Annotated in this window: 17 protein-coding genes; 15 read left to right on the forward strand and 2 right to left on the reverse strand. The window is 46.4% G+C overall.

Annotated features, from left to right (window positions below):
• Positions 1-263 precede the first annotated feature (263 nt).
• The 3 genes from M1J35_RS10220 (at position 264) to M1J35_RS10230 (ending at position 4,813) form a co-directional block, all read left to right on the forward strand.
• A complete protein-coding gene (locus M1J35_RS10220) occupies positions 264-905 on the forward strand; it encodes a TVP38/TMEM64 family protein (protein WP_224520504.1) in 642 nt (213 codons plus the stop codon).
• Positions 902-1,462, forward strand: coding sequence for a signal peptidase I (lepB, locus tag M1J35_RS10225; protein WP_034763363.1), 561 nt, complete (start codon positions 902-904; stop codon positions 1,460-1,462). The genes M1J35_RS10220 and lepB overlap by 4 nt, the downstream gene beginning before the upstream one ends.
• 210 nt (positions 1,463-1,672) lie before the next feature.
• Entirely contained in the window at positions 1,673-4,813 is a 3,141-nt protein-coding gene (locus tag M1J35_RS10230; protein WP_224520503.1) for an AfsR/SARP family transcriptional regulator, read from the forward strand.
• A 60-nt stretch (positions 4,814-4,873) separates the two neighbouring features.
• On the opposite strand, the gene M1J35_RS10235 is transcribed toward M1J35_RS10230, so the two are convergent.
• Complete coding sequence (locus M1J35_RS10235; protein ID WP_224520502.1) at positions 4,874-6,388, reverse strand: HD-GYP domain-containing protein; 1,515 nt, start codon at positions 6,386-6,388, stop codon at positions 4,874-4,876.
• 217 nt (positions 6,389-6,605) lie between these two features.
• On the opposite strand from M1J35_RS10235, the gene M1J35_RS10240 reads away from it, so the two are divergent.
• From M1J35_RS10240 to M1J35_RS10295, 12 genes are all read left to right on the forward strand, one after another.
• Positions 6,606-7,826: a substrate-binding domain-containing protein gene (locus M1J35_RS10240; RefSeq protein ID WP_224520501.1), complete on the forward strand. Its 1,221-nt coding sequence runs from the start codon at positions 6,606-6,608 to the stop codon at positions 7,824-7,826.
• Between the two features lie 51 nt (positions 7,827-7,877).
• Entirely contained in the window at positions 7,878-8,690 is an 813-nt protein-coding gene (locus tag M1J35_RS10245) for an ABC transporter ATP-binding protein (protein WP_224520500.1), read from the forward strand.
• Positions 8,674-9,381: an ABC transporter ATP-binding protein gene (locus M1J35_RS10250; protein WP_224521120.1), complete on the forward strand. Its 708-nt coding sequence runs from the start codon at positions 8,674-8,676 to the stop codon at positions 9,379-9,381. The genes M1J35_RS10245 and M1J35_RS10250 overlap by 17 nt, the downstream gene beginning before the upstream one ends.
• 12 nt (positions 9,382-9,393) lie before the next feature.
• Positions 9,394-10,254: a branched-chain amino acid ABC transporter permease gene (locus M1J35_RS10255; RefSeq protein WP_224520499.1), complete on the forward strand. Its 861-nt coding sequence runs from the start codon at positions 9,394-9,396 to the stop codon at positions 10,252-10,254.
• Positions 10,255-10,297: 43 nt separating this feature from the next.
• Positions 10,298-11,254, forward strand: coding sequence for a branched-chain amino acid ABC transporter permease (locus tag M1J35_RS10260; RefSeq protein ID WP_224521119.1), 957 nt, complete (start codon positions 10,298-10,300; stop codon positions 11,252-11,254).
• Between the two features lie 14 nt (positions 11,255-11,268).
• Complete coding sequence (locus M1J35_RS10265; RefSeq protein WP_224520498.1) at positions 11,269-12,273, forward strand: 3-oxoacyl-ACP synthase; 1,005 nt, start codon at positions 11,269-11,271, stop codon at positions 12,271-12,273.
• 16 nt (positions 12,274-12,289) lie between these two features.
• Positions 12,290-13,201: an intracellular short-chain-length polyhydroxyalkanoate depolymerase gene (locus tag M1J35_RS10270; protein ID WP_224520497.1), complete on the forward strand. Its 912-nt coding sequence runs from the start codon at positions 12,290-12,292 to the stop codon at positions 13,199-13,201.
• On the forward strand, positions 13,198-13,941 hold the full coding sequence (gene fabG, locus M1J35_RS10275; protein WP_254653561.1) for a 3-oxoacyl-ACP reductase FabG: 744 nt from the start codon (positions 13,198-13,200) through the stop codon (positions 13,939-13,941). Before M1J35_RS10270 ends, fabG begins: the two co-directional genes overlap by 4 nt.
• 25 nt (positions 13,942-13,966) lie before the next feature.
• The gene (locus M1J35_RS10280; protein ID WP_254653562.1) at positions 13,967-15,145 is read left to right on the forward strand and encodes a thiolase family protein; all 1,179 of its coding nucleotides are present in this window, start codon (positions 13,967-13,969) and stop codon (positions 15,143-15,145) included.
• A gap of 267 nt (positions 15,146-15,412) precedes the next feature.
• Positions 15,413-16,507: an endonuclease gene (locus tag M1J35_RS10285; RefSeq protein ID WP_254653733.1), complete on the forward strand. Its 1,095-nt coding sequence runs from the start codon at positions 15,413-15,415 to the stop codon at positions 16,505-16,507.
• Positions 16,508-16,627: 120 nt separating this feature from the next.
• Entirely contained in the window at positions 16,628-18,115 is a 1,488-nt protein-coding gene (locus tag M1J35_RS10290) for a class I adenylate-forming enzyme family protein (protein ID WP_224520495.1), read from the forward strand.
• A gap of 45 nt (positions 18,116-18,160) precedes the next feature.
• Positions 18,161-18,700: a GNAT family N-acetyltransferase gene (locus tag M1J35_RS10295; protein WP_371928724.1), complete on the forward strand. Its 540-nt coding sequence runs from the start codon at positions 18,161-18,163 to the stop codon at positions 18,698-18,700.
• A 249-nt stretch (positions 18,701-18,949) separates the two neighbouring features.
• Here M1J35_RS10295 and M1J35_RS10300 read toward each other — a convergent pair whose 3' ends face one another.
• Positions 18,950-20,107: an MFS transporter gene (locus M1J35_RS10300; RefSeq protein ID WP_254653563.1), complete on the reverse strand. Its 1,158-nt coding sequence runs from the start codon at positions 20,105-20,107 to the stop codon at positions 18,950-18,952.
• Positions 20,108-20,146: the final 39 nt, after the last annotated feature.

The raw sequence follows: 20,146 nt of genomic DNA on the forward strand, positions 1-20,146 counted from the left end.
CGGTGGGGATGGCAGTTTTTTTGAGGGAAACGGAATAGGGAGAGGGGGAACGGCCATCCTTAGACGTTCGACAGGTGGGCAAGGACCCGTCATGAAAAAAATTACCCTGCCGGATGAGGTTTACAATCCCCCGCTTTAGGAAAACGTGTATTAATAAAAACGACACGTCAAATTGCAATATGGAAATCCTGTTCCGGTGTGATATGATGAGAGAGTAAGAAGTGAAGGCGAAGTTCATGGTCGTTTAAGGGGAAACATATAATATGAATATCAATACGATAAAAAATTGGTTTACGCTTGAAAATATGATGGAATTGATTCAGCAATATCGTTCATTTGGACCGATTCCCGGAATCCTCCTCCCATTGCTGGAGGCATTTCTTCCGTTCCTGCCCCTGGTGGTGTTTGTGACGGCCAATGCGAATGCATTCGGTTTATGGTGGGGCTTTTTGTTCTCATGGATCGGTGCGACGCTTGGTGCCCTGATCGTCTTTCTTTTGGTAAGAAGATACGGGGAGACAAGGGTCTTTCGCTTCTTGAGGAAGAATAAGCAAGTGAATCGATTGACAAAATGGGTAGACAGGCATGGGTTTGGACCGCTGTTCATCCTTTTGTGTTTCCCGTTTACTCCGTCTGCGGTTGTAAATGTGGTGGCAGGATTATCCTCCATCAGCATTGCTCAATATATGCTGGCAGTGGTAACGGGGAAAATGGTGATGATATTCACCATTAGTTTTATAGGATATGATATTATATCATTAGTTAAACAACCAATTCGTACTGTAATCGTTGTGGCTATTATTTTTGTGTTATGGTTTATCGGAAAAAGAATTGAGATACATCTGAATAAGAAAATGGAATTAGACCAACGAATCGAACGGAAAAAGCAGGAGGAATCAAATTGAGAGAAGAGGTAAAAAGAGAAGGACTTGAATGGATCAAAGCCTTGGGAATTGGATTAATCATATTCATCATCATTCGGACCTTTCTCTTCTCCAACTATGTGGTGGAAGGCGAATCGATGATGCCGACACTGCAGGATGGAAATAAACTGGTTGTCAATAAAATCGGCTATCATATAGGAGAACTGGACCGCTTTGATGTAGTGGTGTTCCATGCAAATGAAAAAGAAGATTATGTGAAGAGGATCATTGGTTTGCCTGGTGATAAAATCGTGTACAAAGATGACAAACTTTATGTGAATGGGAAGTACTATCCAGAACCCTATTTAGAGAAATTCAAGCAGGAGTACATCGGCAGTAAGCTGACGGGTGATTTTACCCTGCAGGAAATCACAGGAGAAAAAACAGTCCCTAAAGGTAAGATCTTCGTTCTCGGGGATAATCGCAGGGGAAGTATGGATAGCCGCTATTTCGGATTTGTGGATCGTGAGCAGATTGTCGGGAAAGTGGACCTTCGCTATTGGCCGATCAATGAATGGGATGTACAGTTTAGAAAATAGAACGAAAAAGAAGGCGTCTCATGATGGGGACGCCTTCTTTTTTTGCCGATTATGTACTAGTTATCCACCTTTGACCAATATAAATATGATAGAATAGTAAGAAAATTCGTTCGTTTTGAGGGTGGTTATGTGACAGCGGAAATTCCAATCATTGAAACCAAATTTGTGCCGCCTGTTGTCAAGGATTCCTACATTAGGCGTCCAAGCTTAATGAAAAAGATGAGAACGGTTACAGATTACAAATTAGTGATCGTCCATTCGGGAGCAGGCTATGGGAAAAGTACGGCCATCAGCCAATTTTTACAGGATGTACAACCAGAATATTGCTGGTACTCCATCACTCAGACCGATGATGGACTGATCCCTTTTGTCACCAATATCGTCTATGGAATCCAAAAGCAGATGCCACATTTTGGAGAAGAACTAAGAGAGATGCTCCGGTCTATGGGACAATATATGAAGGAAGATGATATCCATCGGTTAAGTGCCCTGTTTATTAATGAATGTATGAAAATCCCCCACTCCTTCACCATCATTGTAGATGACTATCATCTTGTGGATCATTCCTTTCTCATCAATCAATGGATGGAGAAAGTCATCGAACATTTACCCGGTAATATTCATTTCTTTCTTTCTACACGCACCAAACCTGCCTGGTCCTCATTTATACAGCTTAAGATATCCGGTCAACTGATGGAGATATCAGAAAGTGATTTGTGCCTCAAGAAAGAAGAGGTGGAGTTGCTTTTAACGGGGTTTCATGAAACCCTCATCCCTGTATCCCAGCTCGATGCCATTTATGATTTGACCGAAGGCTGGGTCATCGCAGTCAGTATGATCCACTCGCAGCTTAAGGAGAATCCGGATATCCTTACGGTGGAAAAACAGCATTCCTCCCTGGAAGAACTCTTTCATTACCTGGCCCAGGAAGTGCTCTCCAAACAAACACCCATCGTGCAACAGTTCCTTAAGCAGATTTCGATCCTGGATGAAATCAACGGAAGTACGTGCGAAGTGATCTTTGAACTGCCGGGATCCGAACAGATGCTGAAGCAGCTATCCGAAAAGAATGCTCTCCTACAGGAAATGAAAGGCTCTCATCATTTTCGTCTGCATGCCTTGTTCCAAACATTTTTAGAACGAAGATTAAAAGAAGAAAGCCCAGCGCTCTATCAGGAACTTCATTTGAAGTGCGCCCGATTCTTCGAAGGGAACGGGAATTGGGAGAAAGCCATATTCCATTATTTGAAAATGGGGAATATCGAGGCAGTGTCCACGATCCTCGTCAAAGAAGCTGAAGGGATGATGAAGGGCGGGCAGCTCGAGACATTGGGGGATTACTTAAGAGGGATACCTGATCATGTAAAGGATCACCATCATTCCCTATGGTTTTATCAAGGAGAATTTTTTCGCTATCGTTCATTTTATGAAAAAGCAGAAAAAGCCTATACGAGGGGAGTGCAGCTGACAGAAAATGACCCGATTATGTTGAGTAAAGCATATGAAGGAATTGGACGGATTTATTTAGATACGATTCAGCCGGGAAAAGCACAGCGGTTTTTACTTAAGGCCATTGAATGCCTTGAAGCCGGGGAGCAAGAATATGTGGAAGAAAAGAATCACCTGTACGTGTTAACAGCCGAGAACCTTGTAAACTCAGGAAAGGCGATACAGGCAAAACTTTGGTATGACAAAGGAAAAAGGAACGGATTCATGAAAGAAGAAGGCAACCTCGAAGCAAGGATGCTGCTCAGGACAGGCAAGCTTCAAGAAGCCAAGCAGGTCCTGCTATACAAAGAAGGGGAAAATCAGCTTCCTCAATCACACCGTGAGAAAGAATTGCTACTGTCTCTCATTCAATCGTTCATGGGGAACGGGAAGGAAGCCAAATCATTGGCACAGCATGGAATCAGTCAGGGGATAAAAGGGAAATCTCCATTTGTGGAAGCCTGCGGGTGGATCAGGATGGGACATGCGGTCCAGCTGATCAGCGACTATGATACATCCCTGGCAAAAAACTGTTATGAAACCTCGCTAGAATTAATGAGTCAAATCAATGTCTCCAGGGGAAAAGCAGAACCGTATATGGGATTGAGCATTCTTTTTGCCCGGATGGGTGAGTTTCAAAGGGCGAAGGAACTGGCCGAAGAAGCGCTGCATGAAACGGAAAAGGTGGAGGACATGTGGCTCTATTCCCTTATCCTGCTCAGTATGGGAATGACGGATTTCTACCGTGAAGAATGGGAAGAGGCAAGAACATGCTTTGACCGGGCGGAGAGGCAATTTGATTCCTGCGGTGACCGATACGGCAAAACGATGACAAAGCTGTGGAAAAGCGCAGTCGCTTATAAAACCGGTGATACTGCCTTGTTTATGGAGAGCATGATCTCCTGTTTGAATGAAGTACAGACAGGGGAATATGAATTTATCTTTTTTAAGCCGACGACATTCGGGCCAAAAGACCTGCAAAGCCTGGTTCCGTTAATCGTGAAAGCTTATCAGGAAGGAATCCATGCTCCATACTGTCATCAACTGCTAACAAGGTTGGGGTATGATTCGATCCCCTCTCACCCGGGTTATTCCATAAAGGTTCAAACCCTTGGCCGATTTGAAATCCAGTTAGGGGATCAAAGGGTCATTGAGAAGCAGTGGCAAAGGGAGAAGGCAAAGGAATTATTTCAATATCTGCTGATCCATGGAAAGCAATTAAAGAGGAAGGAAGAAATCATCGAAGAGCTGTGGCCAGAAGGGAGTGGTTCCGACCGTGATTTCAAAGTGGCACTCAATGCCTTGAACAATGTATTGGAGCCGAATCGACAAGCAAGGGGAAAAGCTTTCTTTATCGGGAGGCACCAGGAAGGCTACGGATTGAATTCATCAGCAAATATTGAATACGATGCCGAACAATTTACGGATTGGATTATGGAAGGGTTAAAGGAGAATGATATGGAAAAGTCCATACAATATCTTGAAAGGGGCTTTCACTACTATAAAGGTGAGTTCCTGCCCGACCGAAAAGGCATGTGGTGGACCGGAAAGGAAAGGGAAAGATTACAGCTGCTGTACTTGAGGGGATTGGAAAAACGGGCACAGCTTGCTGTCAGAGAGGAAAAGGTAGACGAAGCTCTCGATTACTGCTTCACCATCATCGACCATGATCCCCTCTGGGAGGAAGCTTACAGAATCCTTATGTACGGCTATTATCAAAAAAATAACCGCCCACAGGCCGTTAAATGGTTCAGGCGGTGCAAATCCCTCCTTCAGTCTGAACTTGGTGTAGAACCGATGACGGCGACCATTCAAATGTATGAAATGGTGATGGGAATAGAGAGTGGCGGAAAAGCACTTTAGATAGGAAAAGGATCCGGGCGGTTTGCGATTGGATCCTTTTTTGGCGTGGAGAGGCATGTATCACCCTGTCTGCCTTTTATTCCCGGCATCAAATTCCATCCTCTTCAGGAAAGCATCCACAAATTCCTTGTCCCACTGTGTCCCCCTTCCTTCTTTCAAGATGGAAAATGCCTTCTCATAAGGCATCCCTTTACGGTAAGGGCGATCAGACGTCATGGCGTCAAAGGCATCGGCGACAGCGATCAATCGTCCGAATACGGGTATTTCGTCCCCTTTTAACCGGTCCGGATAACCGAAGCCATCGATCCTCTCGTGGTGATGCTTAATCCCGGGTAAGATGGGCTGGAGTTCTTCCGTCAACTGGACCCCTTTGACGATTTCTTCACCGATTGCAGGGTGACGTTTGATCTGATCAAATTCTTCATCGGTCAATCGACCTTCTTTTAAAAGCACGTCATCCCTGATCCCGATCTTTCCGATGTCATGAAGCAGTGCCGACTTATTGAGTAAATCGATTTCCTCCAGGGACCATTTACACTGTCTGGCAATCAGAACGGAATATTCCGCCACACGTTTACTATGACCTGCGGTATAAGGATCTCGTGCGTCCAATGTGCCTGCCACCACTGCGAAAAATTGGTCGAGAAGCTGCTGGTTCTTCTGGTCCCGGAGATTGATGGCTTCCACCATATGGTTAAATCCCGAAAAGAGGTGAGAGAACTCGTCCGTATACGTATTGAGAGAGGGTGCAACATGCCCCTGTTCCACCTTTTCAAAACGGTTGACCAATTCCATTACGGGTCCTTCAATATTTTTAAAAATAAGGATCGCCCCGTAGAAGGCAAGAATCGTAATGATGAGGACAAGGATGCCAGCCCATTTCCAGTAGTCCACTAAAAGAGCAGAGTCCGCGATGGATAAGCGGATCTGTGACGCGAGTGAAAACAGCAGGATCGGGAACAGGGCAAGGAATAGCGATGCGGCCAGGATCTTTTGTTTTAAACTGATAAATAAAGTGGACTCATTGGAAGGATCCACTCCATACCGTACCCTCGCCTTCCGGATCAGATCTACTTGCAGATGGTGACAAGCTTTGAATGTTAAGAAAAATTCAATCAGCGCATGAAGGATCGCCACTAGAAAAGCCCCACACCATGCGTAAAGGATATACGAGTACGGAATGGAAAGAGTGCCTTCATGGATGAACACGACTGTCAGCAAAGTCGAAGGCACTGAAAGCCCCAGGAAGTGGGGCAACAGGATCCGTTTAACGGTTAATAGCGGAAATCTTTCTGCTTGTTTATAAGCGGTAACGAGGAATTCCAAATCGATGGAATGGTCTTTCCCGATATAAACGTCTTTCATTGGACGAATATGCTTCCTGTAGACGAGAAATTCAAATCCGAACATGGTGACAATCGAAAGGAAGATGATGCTGCCCATTGCAATGAACTCATCCTCCTTAAGAGAAAGGGTTTGAAAAATGAACACAGAGCCGACACCGAACACGGCTATGAAACTGCCTAAAAGATAATTTTTGATGATGGTACGCTGAAATCGCTGAAATATCTCCAAGGATGAATCCTCCAATTTCACTAACATTTAGTAGATTCATTATATAGGAAAAAGGGAGGGGGGAACATGGTTTTTATCATCCCAACATAAACAACCACAACCATCACGCACTACTAGACAGCCTCCCTGTCTACCCTGTAACTCATTTGTAACTCCCCTCCACTAAGATGAAATCAAAGCTATTATCGCTTTAGTTCAATCTTAAGGGGGAAAAAGAATGAAACGATCATTTAGATGGACGGCTTTCATCCTGATGTTGTCCTGCCTGTTGGTAACGGCAAGTGCCTGCAGTTCGGAAAGCAGCAGTGGATCAGGGGACGGGGATGGGAAGGAACAGGAGACGGTGAAAATCGGGGTGCTTGCTTCCTTGACAGGGGCGCTGGAGTCATACGGTAAGCAGACGAAGCAGGGATTTGAATTGGGTCTTGAGTATGCGACGGATGGAAAGATGGAGGTGGCTGGAAAGAAGATAGAAGTAGTCTATGAAGATACAGAAACAAAGCCGGAGGTAGCGGTTCAGAAAGCAACGAAACTATTAGAAGAGGATGAAGTCGATTTCCTGGTGGGATCTTCAAGCTCAGGTGACACCCTGGCCGTGCTCCCTCTTGCAGAGGAATATGAAAAAATCATGATTGTCGAACCTGCCGTTGCGGACAGCATCACAGGATCGGAGTTTAATCCATATATCTTCCGGACCGCACGTAACTCTTCACAGGATGCTGTTGCAGGTGCTGCGGCGATCGCGAAGGATGGGGTGAAGATTGCCACTCTGGCACCGGATTACTCTTTTGGACGCGACGGGGTGGCCGCCTTTAAGGAAGCAGCCGAAAAACTCGGAGCGGACATCGTCCTGGAAGAATATGCCGACCCGGCAGCGACAGATTTCACCTCCAACATCCAGAAGGTCATCGATAGTAAACCGGACTATCTTTTTGTCATCTGGGCGGGAGCCAATTCTCCATGGAATCAGATAGCGGATATGAAGCTTCAGGAAAAAGGGATCAAAATATCAACGGGAGCACCCGATATTGCCGCCCTTTCCGCTATGGAACCCCTTGTCGGGATGGAAGGCTTCAGTGTTTATTACCATGAACTGCCTGACAATAAGATCAATGACTGGCTAGTGGAAGAGCATCAGAAGAAATATGATGAAGTACCGGATCTCTTCACTCCTGGAGGGATGAGCTCGGCAATTTCCATTGTCGAGGCGATCAAGAAAACGGAAGGGGATCTGGATGCCGATACACTTATCGACACGATGGAAGGCATGAGCTTTGAGACGCCGAAAGGGACGATGACGTTCCGTGAAGAAGATCATCAGGCCCTTCAAACACTGTACGCCATTAAGCTTGAAAAGAAGGAAGGAGTTCCATATCCTGTACCGGTATTGATCAGGGAACTTTCTCCTGAAGAAACAGCGCCGCCAATCCGAAACTAAATTGAACGTAAACGAATGAATGGGGGGTGACTGACATGGTGTTATGGCACTTTGTTTACAGTCAGCCCCTTTCATGAAAATCCAAGCGGGGTGAAAGAGTTGAGTATTTTAGAAACCAAGAACTTAAGTATCACATTCGGTGGCCATACAGCCGTGGACAATGTGACATTTTCTGTACCGGAAAAGGAATTCAAATCCATCATAGGGCCGAATGGTGCCGGTAAAACGACACTTTTCAATCTATTAAGCGGACAATTAAAGCCGTCGAGTGGTGATGTGTATCTGAAAGGGCAGAAAATCACCAGGCTGTCCCCGACAAAACGTGCCCGTCTCGGCATCGGCCGTTCCTTTCAAATGACGAATGTGTTTCCAAACTTAACGGTGCTGGAGAATGTGAGATTGGCCGTACAGTCCAAACAAGGAATCCGGTATGTGATGCACAGAAATATAGCCTCATTCAGGGACGTGATGAGCGAATCCCATGAATTACTGAAACTCGTCATGCTTTCAAATAAAGCCGACTCCCTTGCCGTAAATCTTGCTCATGGGGAAAAAAGAAAGCTTGAAATTGCCATGCTCCTTGCACTGGATACGGAAATCTTATTATTGGATGAACCGACGGCAGGGATGTCACTGGAGGAGGTACCACAGATTCTGGAAGTGATTCGTGCCATCAAATCCCAGGGAACAAAAACGATTGTCCTCATCGAGCACAAAATGGATATGATCATGGATTTATCAGACAGCATCATGGTGTTATTCAATGGGAGGTTGCTTGCTGATGATCATCCGAAGGAAATCATGAAAAATGAGCAGGTGCAATCAGCCTATTTAGGGGGCTTATATGATGAGCACACTGCTTAAAGTAGATCATATTGAAACGTATATCGGGCAGTACCATATCCTCCAGGGAGTGTCTTTTGAAGTGAAGCAGGGTGAAGTAACGGTGCTTCTTGGACGAAACGGTGCGGGGAAAACGACCAGTCTCAGGAGCATCATGGGGCTTACACCACCGTCACAGGGAAAAATCATCTATAAAGGAAAAGAAATCCAGGGGCTCCCAACCTTTAAAGTGGCGGGTAGAGGCATCGGTTATGTACCTGAGGATCAAGGGATATTCGGAGACCTGACAGTGGAAGAAAATATGAAGGTGGCGATGAAAGTCCAGGACCAGGAGACGGAGGATCGCATGAATTGGATCATTGATCTGTTTCCGGATTTAAAGACATTCTGGAAGAAAGCCGGAGGGAATTTAAGCGGCGGTCAGAAGCAGATGCTTTCCATCGCAAGGGCGTACCTAAATAATAATGACCTCATTTTAATTGATGAACCGAGTAAGGGGCTCGCTCCGATCGTTGTAGAGAAAGTCATGCGTTCCATTGAAGAAATGAAGGAAAGAACGACGATCCTCCTTGTAGAACAGAATTTTTTGATGGCGAGCGGGATTGGGGACCGTTTCTATATTATCGACGATGGAACCACTGTCCATCATGGGCAGATGAAGTCATTGGTGAAAGATGAAGAAATGAAACGGAAATACTTAGGAATCGCGTGAGGAGTGAATAGGATGGACCTCATCATTACCCTGGCACTGAATGGGTTGGCGACAGGGATGCTGATCTTTTTGCTTGCAGCAGGATTGACACTCATATTCGGGTTGATGGATGTATTGAATTTTGCCCACGGCGGATTGTTCGCGTGGGGTGCTTATAGCGGAGTATGGATTTACACCGTGACAGGGAGCTTTGTGATCGGTATCATCGGAGCGGTTGCAACGGGATTGGTACTAGGTTTTGTGACGGAGAAATTCATCATACAGCCTGTGTATGGAAACCATGTGCAGCAAATCCTCATTACTCTGGGCTTCATGCTCGTCCTGTCAGAATTATTGAAAGTGGTATGGGGACCGAATCAGCTATCGGCCACAGCGCCTGACTATTTAGCGGGAAGCTTTTCGATCGGGGATATTATTGTCATTAAATACCGTGTCTTTATTATCCTCATCGGCCTCTTCATTTTCACGATTGTGCAACTGGTTTTGAATAAAACAAGAATCGGTTTGATCGTCCGGGCAGGGGTCATGAATAAAGAAATGGTTGAAGCGTTCGGGATCAATATCAAGAGAGTGTTTATGTATGTATTCATGGTCGGGTCTGCGCTTGCTGCCCTCGGCGGGATTCTCCTTGCGCCCTATTCGGGTGTCATTTATGCCGAAATGGGCATGGAATTCGCGATCCTCGCCTTCATCGTCGTGGTGATTGGAGGGATGGGGAGCTTTCCGGGTTCATTGTTCGCAGCCATCTTAGTTGGATTGTCAGGCTCGTTCATGACCTATTATGTCCCGGAACTATCCCTCGCCGTCAATATGATCTTAATGGCTCTCGTACTCATATTCCGACCACAAGGGTTATTTACAGTAAAGGGGTGAGGAAGTGAAGATTCTCAAAGACAGATCGAACGCATTTTTAGGGATGGCATTGATCATCTTGATCGTTTACCCATTTTTCAACGATTCAAGAAGTATGATGATTCTTCTGACGCAGGTATTCATATTCGGCATTTTCGCCATGAGTTACGATCTCCTGCTTGGCTATACAGGAATCGTCTCCTTTGGGCACGCCATGTTCTTCGGAATCGGCGCGTATTCCACAGGGATCTTTCTCGACCGGATGGAGCCGACCATGTTTTGGCTCGTAGTCTCTATCCTTACTGCGTCCGTCATTGCAGGAATCGTCAGCTATGTCGTTGGACTCCTGACGTTACGCCTTAAGAGTCATTTCTATGCCATGCTGACCCTGGCCTTCGCAGGTTTGTTCCTCGTCGGTGCGGAAAAGTGGAGAAGCCTGACCTTCGGGAATGACGGATTTACGTTCCGGACACCGGAAGTATTGAAGGATCGTCTTGTCTTTTACTTCGTTTGTCTCGGTGTCATGGTCATCATTTTTCTGTTATTAAAAAGGTTCACCCACTCTCCGGCGGGCTCCGTTCTCCAGGCGATCCGTGAAAATGAGCAGAGAGCGGAATCGATCGGCTTCCAGGTTCTTCATTACAAGATTTTAGCCAGTGTGATAGCCGGGGTGGTAGCTTGCTTTGCGGGTTCTTTGTACAGCTTGTCCTTACGCTTCGTGAATACGAGCGTATTCACCATGGATGTGACCCTCGATGCATTATTGATGACCATCATCGGCGGGGTGGGGACTTTGATCGGACCGATGGTCGGTGCAGGGTTGATTGAATTTGCCCATCACTATCTGACTGAGCTCGCGAAAACGTATCCGATCTTTGAACGATGGATCATTTTCTTCGGTATCCTTTATATCCTGGCCGTGATGTTCTTCCCGGCGGGCATTGTGGGATCATTCAAGAAAATCAAGAAGAGAAAACGGACAAAAGAAAAAGACAGAGAAGAGAAAAACATCGCAAGCTAAAAGGGAGGATCTTCATGACAGTCGGTATGCTCAGTACAGGGATGTATTTGCCCTCATCCACTATGACAAGTAAAGAAATCGCAGAAAAAGCAGGACTTCCGATAGAGGTTGTAGAAAGCAAAATGGGGATTAAAAAGAAAACGGTTCCACATCCTGAAGACCATACATGTGCCATGGGGATTCAAGCGGCAAGAGAAGCCATTTCAAAGGCCGCCATCGATGCCAAGGATATAGATGTAGTCATATACGTTGGGGAAGAGCATAAAGAGTATCCCCTCTGGACCGCGGGTATCAAGCTTCAGGAAGAAATCGGGGCGTACCATGCCTGGGCATTCGATGTTGCACTGAGATGCGGAACCACCATCATGGCCATGAAACTTGCAAAAAGCTTACTGGAAACGGACCCTGCCATTAGAACGGTCCTATTGGCAGGGGGCTACCGCAACAGCGACTTCATAGATTACGAGAATGACAGGACCCGCTTTATGTTCAACCTGGCAGCAGGAGGCGGGGCGATGATTCTACAAAAAAACCTGAAGAAAAACCGGGTATTGGAGACATCCATCATCACCGACGGCTCGTTTTCAGAAGACGTCATTGTCCCCGTGGGAGGAACGAAGGAGCCTTTGACAGGAGAGTCCCTCCACCGTTATAAGCTCGAAGTGACCGATCCTGATGGAATGAAAAAAAGATTGGAACAGAAGTCCATGGATCACTTCCTGAAGGTCATACGTGAATCTGTATATAAGAGTGGTTACGAAGAAAAGGATATCTCTTATGTCGCCATGCTGCACATGAAGAGGTCCGCCCACCTCTATGTATTAAAGGAATTGGGGCTCACGGAAGAGCAATCCATCTATCTTGAGGAATACGGCCATATCGGGCAATTCGATCAAATTCTATCACTGCGATTGGCGGAAGAAAGAGGCAAGCTGAAGGATGGCGATGTGGTCGTCCTCGTCAGTGCAGGTATTGGATACGCATGGGGGGCGACCACCATCGTCTGGGGGAATTCTTAAAAGGGGGATCAGCGTTATGACAACGGTTCAATTAAAGAAAGTATTGCTTGGAAATGGAGAAACTCTCTCTTATCGGGAGCGAAGCGGGGGACATATTCCCCTCGTTCTCGTCCATGGGAATATGACGTCATCCAAACACTGGGATATCGTCCTGGAAAATATGGATGGGCGTTATAAGATTTATGCGGTTGATATGAGAGGATTTGGAGAATCCAGCTATCATCGGGAGATTGCAAGTATCAAAGATTTGTCTGATGATCTGAAGGATTGGGTGGACGTGCTTGGTCTCAACGGATTTTCAATGATGGGATGGTCCACAGGAGGGGCGGTCGCGATGCAATATGTCATTGATCATCCCGATGATTGCAAGAATCTAATCTTACTCGCGTCTGCATCTACCAGAGGTTATCCATTTATGGGGACGAAAGAAGATGGCACACCTGATTTGGGAAAACGCCTTCGTACGATGGAAGAAGTGAAATCGGACACAGGAAAGACGATTCCCGTTCAAGCCGCATATGACGGAAATGACAGGGATTTCCTCCGTGGTCTTTGGAATGCCCTGATCTATTCCCATAACCAGCCTGAGGCAAGACGCTATGAAGAATATATCGATGACATGAGAACCCAACGGAATCTCGCTCATATTTATCAAGCGCTTAATACGTTCAATATAAGTGGTGTATACAATGGTCTGGTGGAAGGAACAGGTAAGGCAGGCGCGATTTTCATACCCGTCCTTGTCATCAGGGGAGAGCGGGATTATGTCATCACGAAGGAAATGACAGAGGAAATCATCGAGGATATAGGAGAAAACGCTATATTTGTCGAATTAAAGAATAGTGGGCATTCACCGCTCATAGACGATTTGGATCAATTGCTCGACACGATCCATTCGTTTTTGCATACGAAGGAGGAAATGGCATGAGGCTTCTCGGGAAAGTCGCAATCATCACTGGTGCAGCCAACGGGATCGGATTTGCTGCAGCTGAAACATTTGTAAACGAAGGATGTCATGTGGCCCTGGTGGACTTCAATCAGGAAAGCGGGGAAGAAAAAGCTCGCCAGCTGAACGAATTGGGGAAGGGAAAAGCCGTCTTCTTCCAAGGGGATGTGGCCGACCGCTCTTCGGTGGATTCATTCGTGCAAGGGGTAAAAGAGCAATTCGGAAAGATCGATATTTTAATCAATAACGCGGGAATCACGAGGGACGCTATGGTTCATAAGCTTTCATCAGAAGATTTCCAGAAGGTCCTGGATGTCAATTTAACAGGTGTATTCAACTGCACTCAGGCAGTCCTGCCGCATCTGATCGAAAATGGCAAAGGGAAAATCATCAATACGTCTTCTGTCAGCGGGGTTTACGGAAACGTCGGTCAGACCAACTATGCTGCAACGAAGGCCGCGGTCGTTGGGATGACGAAAACATGGGCAAAGGAGTTAGGTCGCAAAGGGATCAACGTCAATGCCGTCGCACCGGGCTTTACCGAGACGAACATGGTGGCTGCCGTACCGGAAAAGGTCATCGATCAAATGAAAGCGATGATTCCACTTGGCAGATTGGGAAAGCCGGAAGATATCGCAAAGGCCTATTTGTACCTTGCATCGGACGATAGTGACTATGTGAATGGCACCGTCCTCTATGTTGATGGCGGGATCATGATGTAATCAGACACGAAAGGGAAGTGACAAAATGAGAAACGTAGTAATCACATCGGCTCTTCGTACGCCGGTTGGCGCATTTGGAGGAGCGTTCAAGGACCTGCTTCCGACAGACTTGATCGTACCCGTAATGAAAGAAGCCGCAAAGGAAAGCGGGTTATCGGCAAGCGACATTGATGAAGTGATCCTTGGGCATTGCATCCAACGGACCGATCAGCCGAATACGGCCAGAACGGCTTCCCTGCTCGCCGGTTTTGATGACACAACGACGGGCTTTACGATTCAACGTCAATGCGCAAGCGGCATGCAGGCCATCATATCGGCAGCCATGCAAATCCAAACGGGCTTATCCGATATCGTCATGGCTGGCGGAGTGGAAGCGATGAGCTCGAGCCCCTATATATTAAAGCAGCACCGCTTCGGTCAAAGACTCCAACACGGTGAAATCCGTGATTCGGTGTGGGAGGTGCTTGAAGATCCCATTCATGGCATCATGATGGGGGAAACCGCTGAAAACCTTGCGGAGATCCATTCCATTTCCCGCGAAGAGCAGGATCAATATGCTGTGATGAGCCATGAGCGGGCAGTGAACGCAATGGAAATGGGGTACTTCGATAGGCAGATCGTGCCGATTACGGTGAAGGAGCGAAGAGGGGAGAAAATCATTGAAAAAGATGAAAGTCCCCGTGCAGGACTGGAACTCGGTAAACTCGAGAAATTGAAGCCGGCGTTCCGTGAAGGGGGATCTGTTACAGCAGGGAACTCGTCCAGCCTGAATGATGGTGGTGCGGCTTTGATCTTAATGAGTGAAGAAGAAGCCGTCAGGAGAGGATTACAGCCACTTGGAAGAATCGTCGGTTATTCAGTGGCGGGAGTCGATCCCAAAGTGATGGGAATCGGTCCGGTACCTGCCATTCAAAAAGGATTACATACAACAAAAAACTGGTCCCTGGATGAAGTCGATCTATTCGAAATCAACGAGGCGTTTGCTGCTCAGTATTTAGCGGTGGAGAAAGAACTTGGACTGGACCGGGAAAAGGTGAATGTGAATGGAAGCGGGATCAGCATCGGTCATCCCGTCGGTTGCACAGGCGCCCGACTAGTCGTATCATTGCTCCATGAAATGAAGCGCCGTGAATTGAAAAAAGGAATTGCGTCACTATGCGTGGGCGGAGGCATGGGTGCTTCGGTTTTCGTGGAAGGAATGTAGCAGGGAAAGAGCCGGTCCATGAGTGGGCCGGCACTTTTTACGTTGCTGAAATGTAACAAAATCACCATCTGAACCTTGTGAAATTTGACTCATTTTCCCTTTTTTACATAAAATTTACCCCATAATGACAATCGATATTGTACGCTAAATGTGTAATGCATTCAAAGGAGGCGAAGCAATTTGAAGTCTATACACAAAAAAGTCATCGGTATTTTTGCCATTGTATTTATTTTTACGATTGCGTGCAGTCAGGTATCCCCCAGTCAAATGAGTGCTGCAGGAAATGGGACGTGGAATTCCCCTTATACGGTGGACCAGGCCGTCTCAAATCAAAATGGATCCACACAGTCCGTAGAAGGATATGTGGTCGGACAGCCGACTTCAGAATCATCGGTTGTCACAAATCAATTTCCGAACGATTATGCATTGGCATTAGCGGATTCCCCGTCAGAAGCCAATACTGATCAAATGGTGTATGTCCAAATTCCATCTTCTTACCGTTCAAGCTTCGGCCTTCAAAGTAACCCGGGACTGATGGGTGAAAAAATCAAGGTGACGGGAAGCTTGACAGCCTATTTTTCCCACCCGGGAGTGAAGTCGACATCGGCGTTTGAATCGTTGGAAGGCGGGGAAACCGATCCGACCGATCCTCCAACGGAACCAACCGACCCACCGGCTGATGAAGAATATTACAACACAGCTGAAGGGAAAACGGGTGAAGCACTGAAAACCGCACTACATAACATCATCGATGACCATCAAACCCTTTCGTACGATGCTGTGTGGGGGGCGTTGCGGAATACGGATGAAGACCCCAACAATCCCAATAATGTCATTCTCCTTTACTCAGGACGTTCACAATCGAAAACGACAAACGGCGGCGGAGTGAACGACTGGAACCGTGAACACGTGTGGGCTAAATCCCATGGTGATTTCGGAACGGCTCAGGGCCCGGGGACGGACCTTCATCATTTAAGACCGACGGATGTGACGGTCAACTCAACAAGAGGAAACCTTGACTTCGATAATGGTGGAAACGAGCAGAGTGAAGCCCCTGGAAACTATTATGATAGCGATTCATGGGAGCCTCGTGATGAAGTGAAAGGCGACGTGGCACGGATGATTTTCTACATGGATGTCCGCTATGAAGGGGACAGTGGTGAAGTGGATTTGGAAATGAACAATAACGTCAACAACGGAAGTGCCCCTTATATGGGCAAAATGTCTGTACTCCTTGAATGGAACGAAGAAGATCCCGTTGATGAAAGGGAAATCCGCAGGAATAACATTATCTATGAACAGTATCAAGGAAATCGAAATCCATTCATCGATCACCCCGAGTGGGCAGAAATGATCTGGTAAAGCGTTTGGGCCCGGAGTCTTCCGGGTCTTTTTTTTTTCGTTGAAGGAGGCACGGCCTGTAACTCATTTGTAACCTCTGATCCTTATGATGGATACAACTACCAAAAGGAGGAGATGAGTATGGAAGGAGTCACAGATTGGTTGCATAAGCGATCAATGATCTCTCCTGACCGGATTGCGTTACTGAATGCTGCCACGGACGATAGGATTGATTACCGTACTTTAGATGACAGGGCGTCTAAGTGGGCTAGATATATGTGTGATCATGGGATTGTGAAAGGGGACCGTGTAGTTTTTATATCCACGAATCATACGATCTGCTTTGAGATTTTGTTTGCTTGTGGAAAGATTGGGGCTGTGTTTGTTCCACTCAATTGGAGGTTAGCGCCAGCTGAGATTGAATCGATTACAAAGAATTGTACCCCGAGTCTCCTATTTTATAAAAAAGAACTTCAACTCCTCGTTTCTTCAATTTCTACATGTTGCCCGCAACTCTGTATAGATGATGTTGCAGGGGAAGTTTACTCAGTGGACAAAGGTATGTCATACACTCCTATTCTCTCACTCTCTGATCCCTGGCTGATGATTTATACAGGGGGCACAACGGGGAGTCCAAAGGGGGTCGTCCTTTCACACAAATCAGTGACGTCAAATGCCCTGAATACAGTGGTGAGCTGGAATTTAATCGAAGAAGATTGCACCGTGACGTATTTGCCTACTTTTCATACAGGTGGATTAAATGCTTTATCGATTCCCCTTTTAATGATAGGGGGAAAGGTCGTGGTCGCTGAGAGGTTCGATCCGGAACAGGTGATACTGGCTTTAAATGAATATGGATGCAGCATTGTTCTCCTTGTACCGACCATGTATCATCTGCTGATGGAAAAGGAGGGATTCAAGTCTACCCTTTTCCCGAAGATGAAGGTGTTTTTATCCGGAGGAGCCCCTTGTCCAGGGAAAGTATATGAATTTTTTAAAGAAAAAGGGATTCCCTTTAAGGAAGGGTATGGTTTGACAGAAGCCGGGCCGAATAATTTCTACATTGACCCTTCCCGTATGAAAAAGGGTTCGGTGGGGAAAGCGATGATGTTGAACCGGGTGAAGGTCATCGATGACGAGGGGAATCCTGTCGGCCAGGGGGAAGTCGGGGAGCTTTTATTAGGAGGGGATCATTTATTCAAAGAATATTGGAAGAACCCTGAACAAACACAAAAGGTGATACAAGACGGATGGCTTCATACCGGGGACCTGGCGAAATTCGATGAGGATGAAGATTACTACATTGTCGGCCGGAAAAAAGACATGATCATTTCAGGCGGTGAGAATATTTACCCTCAGGAGCTCGAACACTGGATAAGCGAACACCCTGACGTTTCCGAGTGTGCGGTGATCGGTTTGCCGCATGAAAAATGGGGGGAAGTCGTCACAGCCTTTATTTCGTTACAAAGAGGTGCTGGTATATCAACGGAGGATGTGAAGTCATTTTGCTTGCAGAAGTTCGGCAAGTATAAGATCCCCAAGGACTATCACTTTGTGAAAGAATTACCAAAAACCGATGTGGGCAAAGTCAATAAACAGGCGTTGACAAAGCTTTTACAAGGGCAATAAAGGAAAAATGACGGAACATCTCGAATGACATAGGACGAGGTGAAAATGATGAAACGGTTATTATCCGGTACAAGAATATATCTCTCAGGATTTCAGGAAGAAGACGTTTCGGCAATAAGGGAATGGAATGCAAATGAAGAAGTGCAAAGACTATTGGATGCCCTCCCCCATAAACCGAAATCAGAAGAGGAAATCAAGAAATGGATGGGCGATCCCGGTGACAATGCCTATCGTTTTGCCGTCCGTCTGAAGGATGACGGCAGGATCATCGGATTTGTTGAGTTGGACGGAATTCTGTGGACACATCGAGTGGGATGGGTCTCGATTTCCATCGGTGACGAGCAGTCATGGGGAAATGGATACGGCAGGGAAGCCATGCAGTGTCTCCTGGCATACGCCTTTCATGAGTTGAATTTACATCGTCTTCAGTTAACGGTATTTTCGTATAATGAGAGAGCGATCCGTTTATATGAATCATTGGGGTTCGTGAAAGAAGGAAGCTTCCGTCAGTTCCTGCAGAGAGACGGGAAACGATATGACATGATCCTGTATGGGTTATTGGTGGATGAATGGAAAGAAGGATGAGGGTGTCCTTCTTTTTTTGATGGGGTGAGGGGGAGCGAGGGTTCGATCAATCCCTTTATTTGTCAAATGACGCAATAACCAACCAGAATGACGCAATAAAATTTTAAATGACGCAATTAATCAAAAAACGACGCAATCCCGGCCCAAAATGACGCAATTAACCCCAGGAGTGTCAATTTCCTTGCTACAGACACTCTCCAAATTCGGGCTCCACACCTCAAATCTGCTGGAACGAATGGATGAGTGGCGCTAATCACCCGTCCCCCACCTCTTCCGCCCCGCATATAACAAGCCCCCCATCCATGCATGAAATAAAAAACAGCCCACCAACAGAAACAACGATTGTACAAAAGTCAGATGCATAATGACCAACGGTGCCACGCTGGTTCCTCCTAATAATAGAAAGGAGTAGAGGCTGAGTGCCTGGCTTCGTCCCTTTCCGCTCATATTTCCGATCAGGGTGATGACGGTCGGGATCAATAAGGAGATCGCCGAGACAAAAAGAATGGAAGAAAGAATGATGATGAAGGGTTCGTGATCATATGCAAACATGAAAGCAGCCCCCACACTTATCAGCGATAAAGCGACTCCGATAAACAGAGTTTTGTAGATTCCGAGTGCCTCCATAAGACGGCCGGTGAAAAGGGATAAACCGGCTCCGATCAGTCCTACTGACCTGGTGAGGAAAAGCAGGCCGGGATCGTCTGACATGTAGCGAGTCAAGCTGTCATAATAGGCGATGAATGTAGCGAGAAGGGTGAAGACGATTCCGTAACAGTAAAGGAGTTCTTTTCTCTTAAGCAGCTTTACGATGGTGGCGAGTTGTTGTGAGGGTGAAACAGATACAACGTTTGTTGATGGAAGAGTCTGGTTTCCGATTAAGAAAAGGGAAGCGTACACCACCGCGAAAAAGAAGAACACTGCAGACCAGCCGGAGAAGCGTGTGATTCCTTCGCTGAGCAACTGACCGAGGATACCGGCAAAGAGAAATCCTGAATTGATGAAGGCCAGAAGCAGGGTCCGTTGCTTTCCTGAAAACAAATCATACGTATAGGCAAATGCGACAGGTGCAAAGCTCCCCAGACAAAATCCCTGTAATCCCCTCGTGATAAATAAACTCCAAAAGTCTGCAGATAGTCCAACGAGTCCTGAAGAAACGGCAGATGCAAGCATCCCCCAGACGAGGATCTTTTTTTTGCCGAAATGATCTGCGGCATTGGCAAAGGTTAATAATCCGCATGCGTAGAGAAAGATAAATGAAGTTCCGGCCATGACGACTTCACTTTGCGGAATGGAAAGAGTGGCAGAGATGCTTCCATAAATGGGGATGAAGGTGTAAATATTACAAGCCACCATCACGGCCATCACAACCAGGACAGCAGCAATTCTGTTGAAATTTGGATTCATGATGATATCACCTACCTATCTTTACTGTATGCGGATGTT

This window comes from Rossellomorea sp. KS-H15a (genome assembly GCF_024195245.1).
Classification (GTDB): domain Bacteria; phylum Bacillota; class Bacilli; order Bacillales; family Bacillaceae_B; genus Rossellomorea; species Rossellomorea vietnamensis.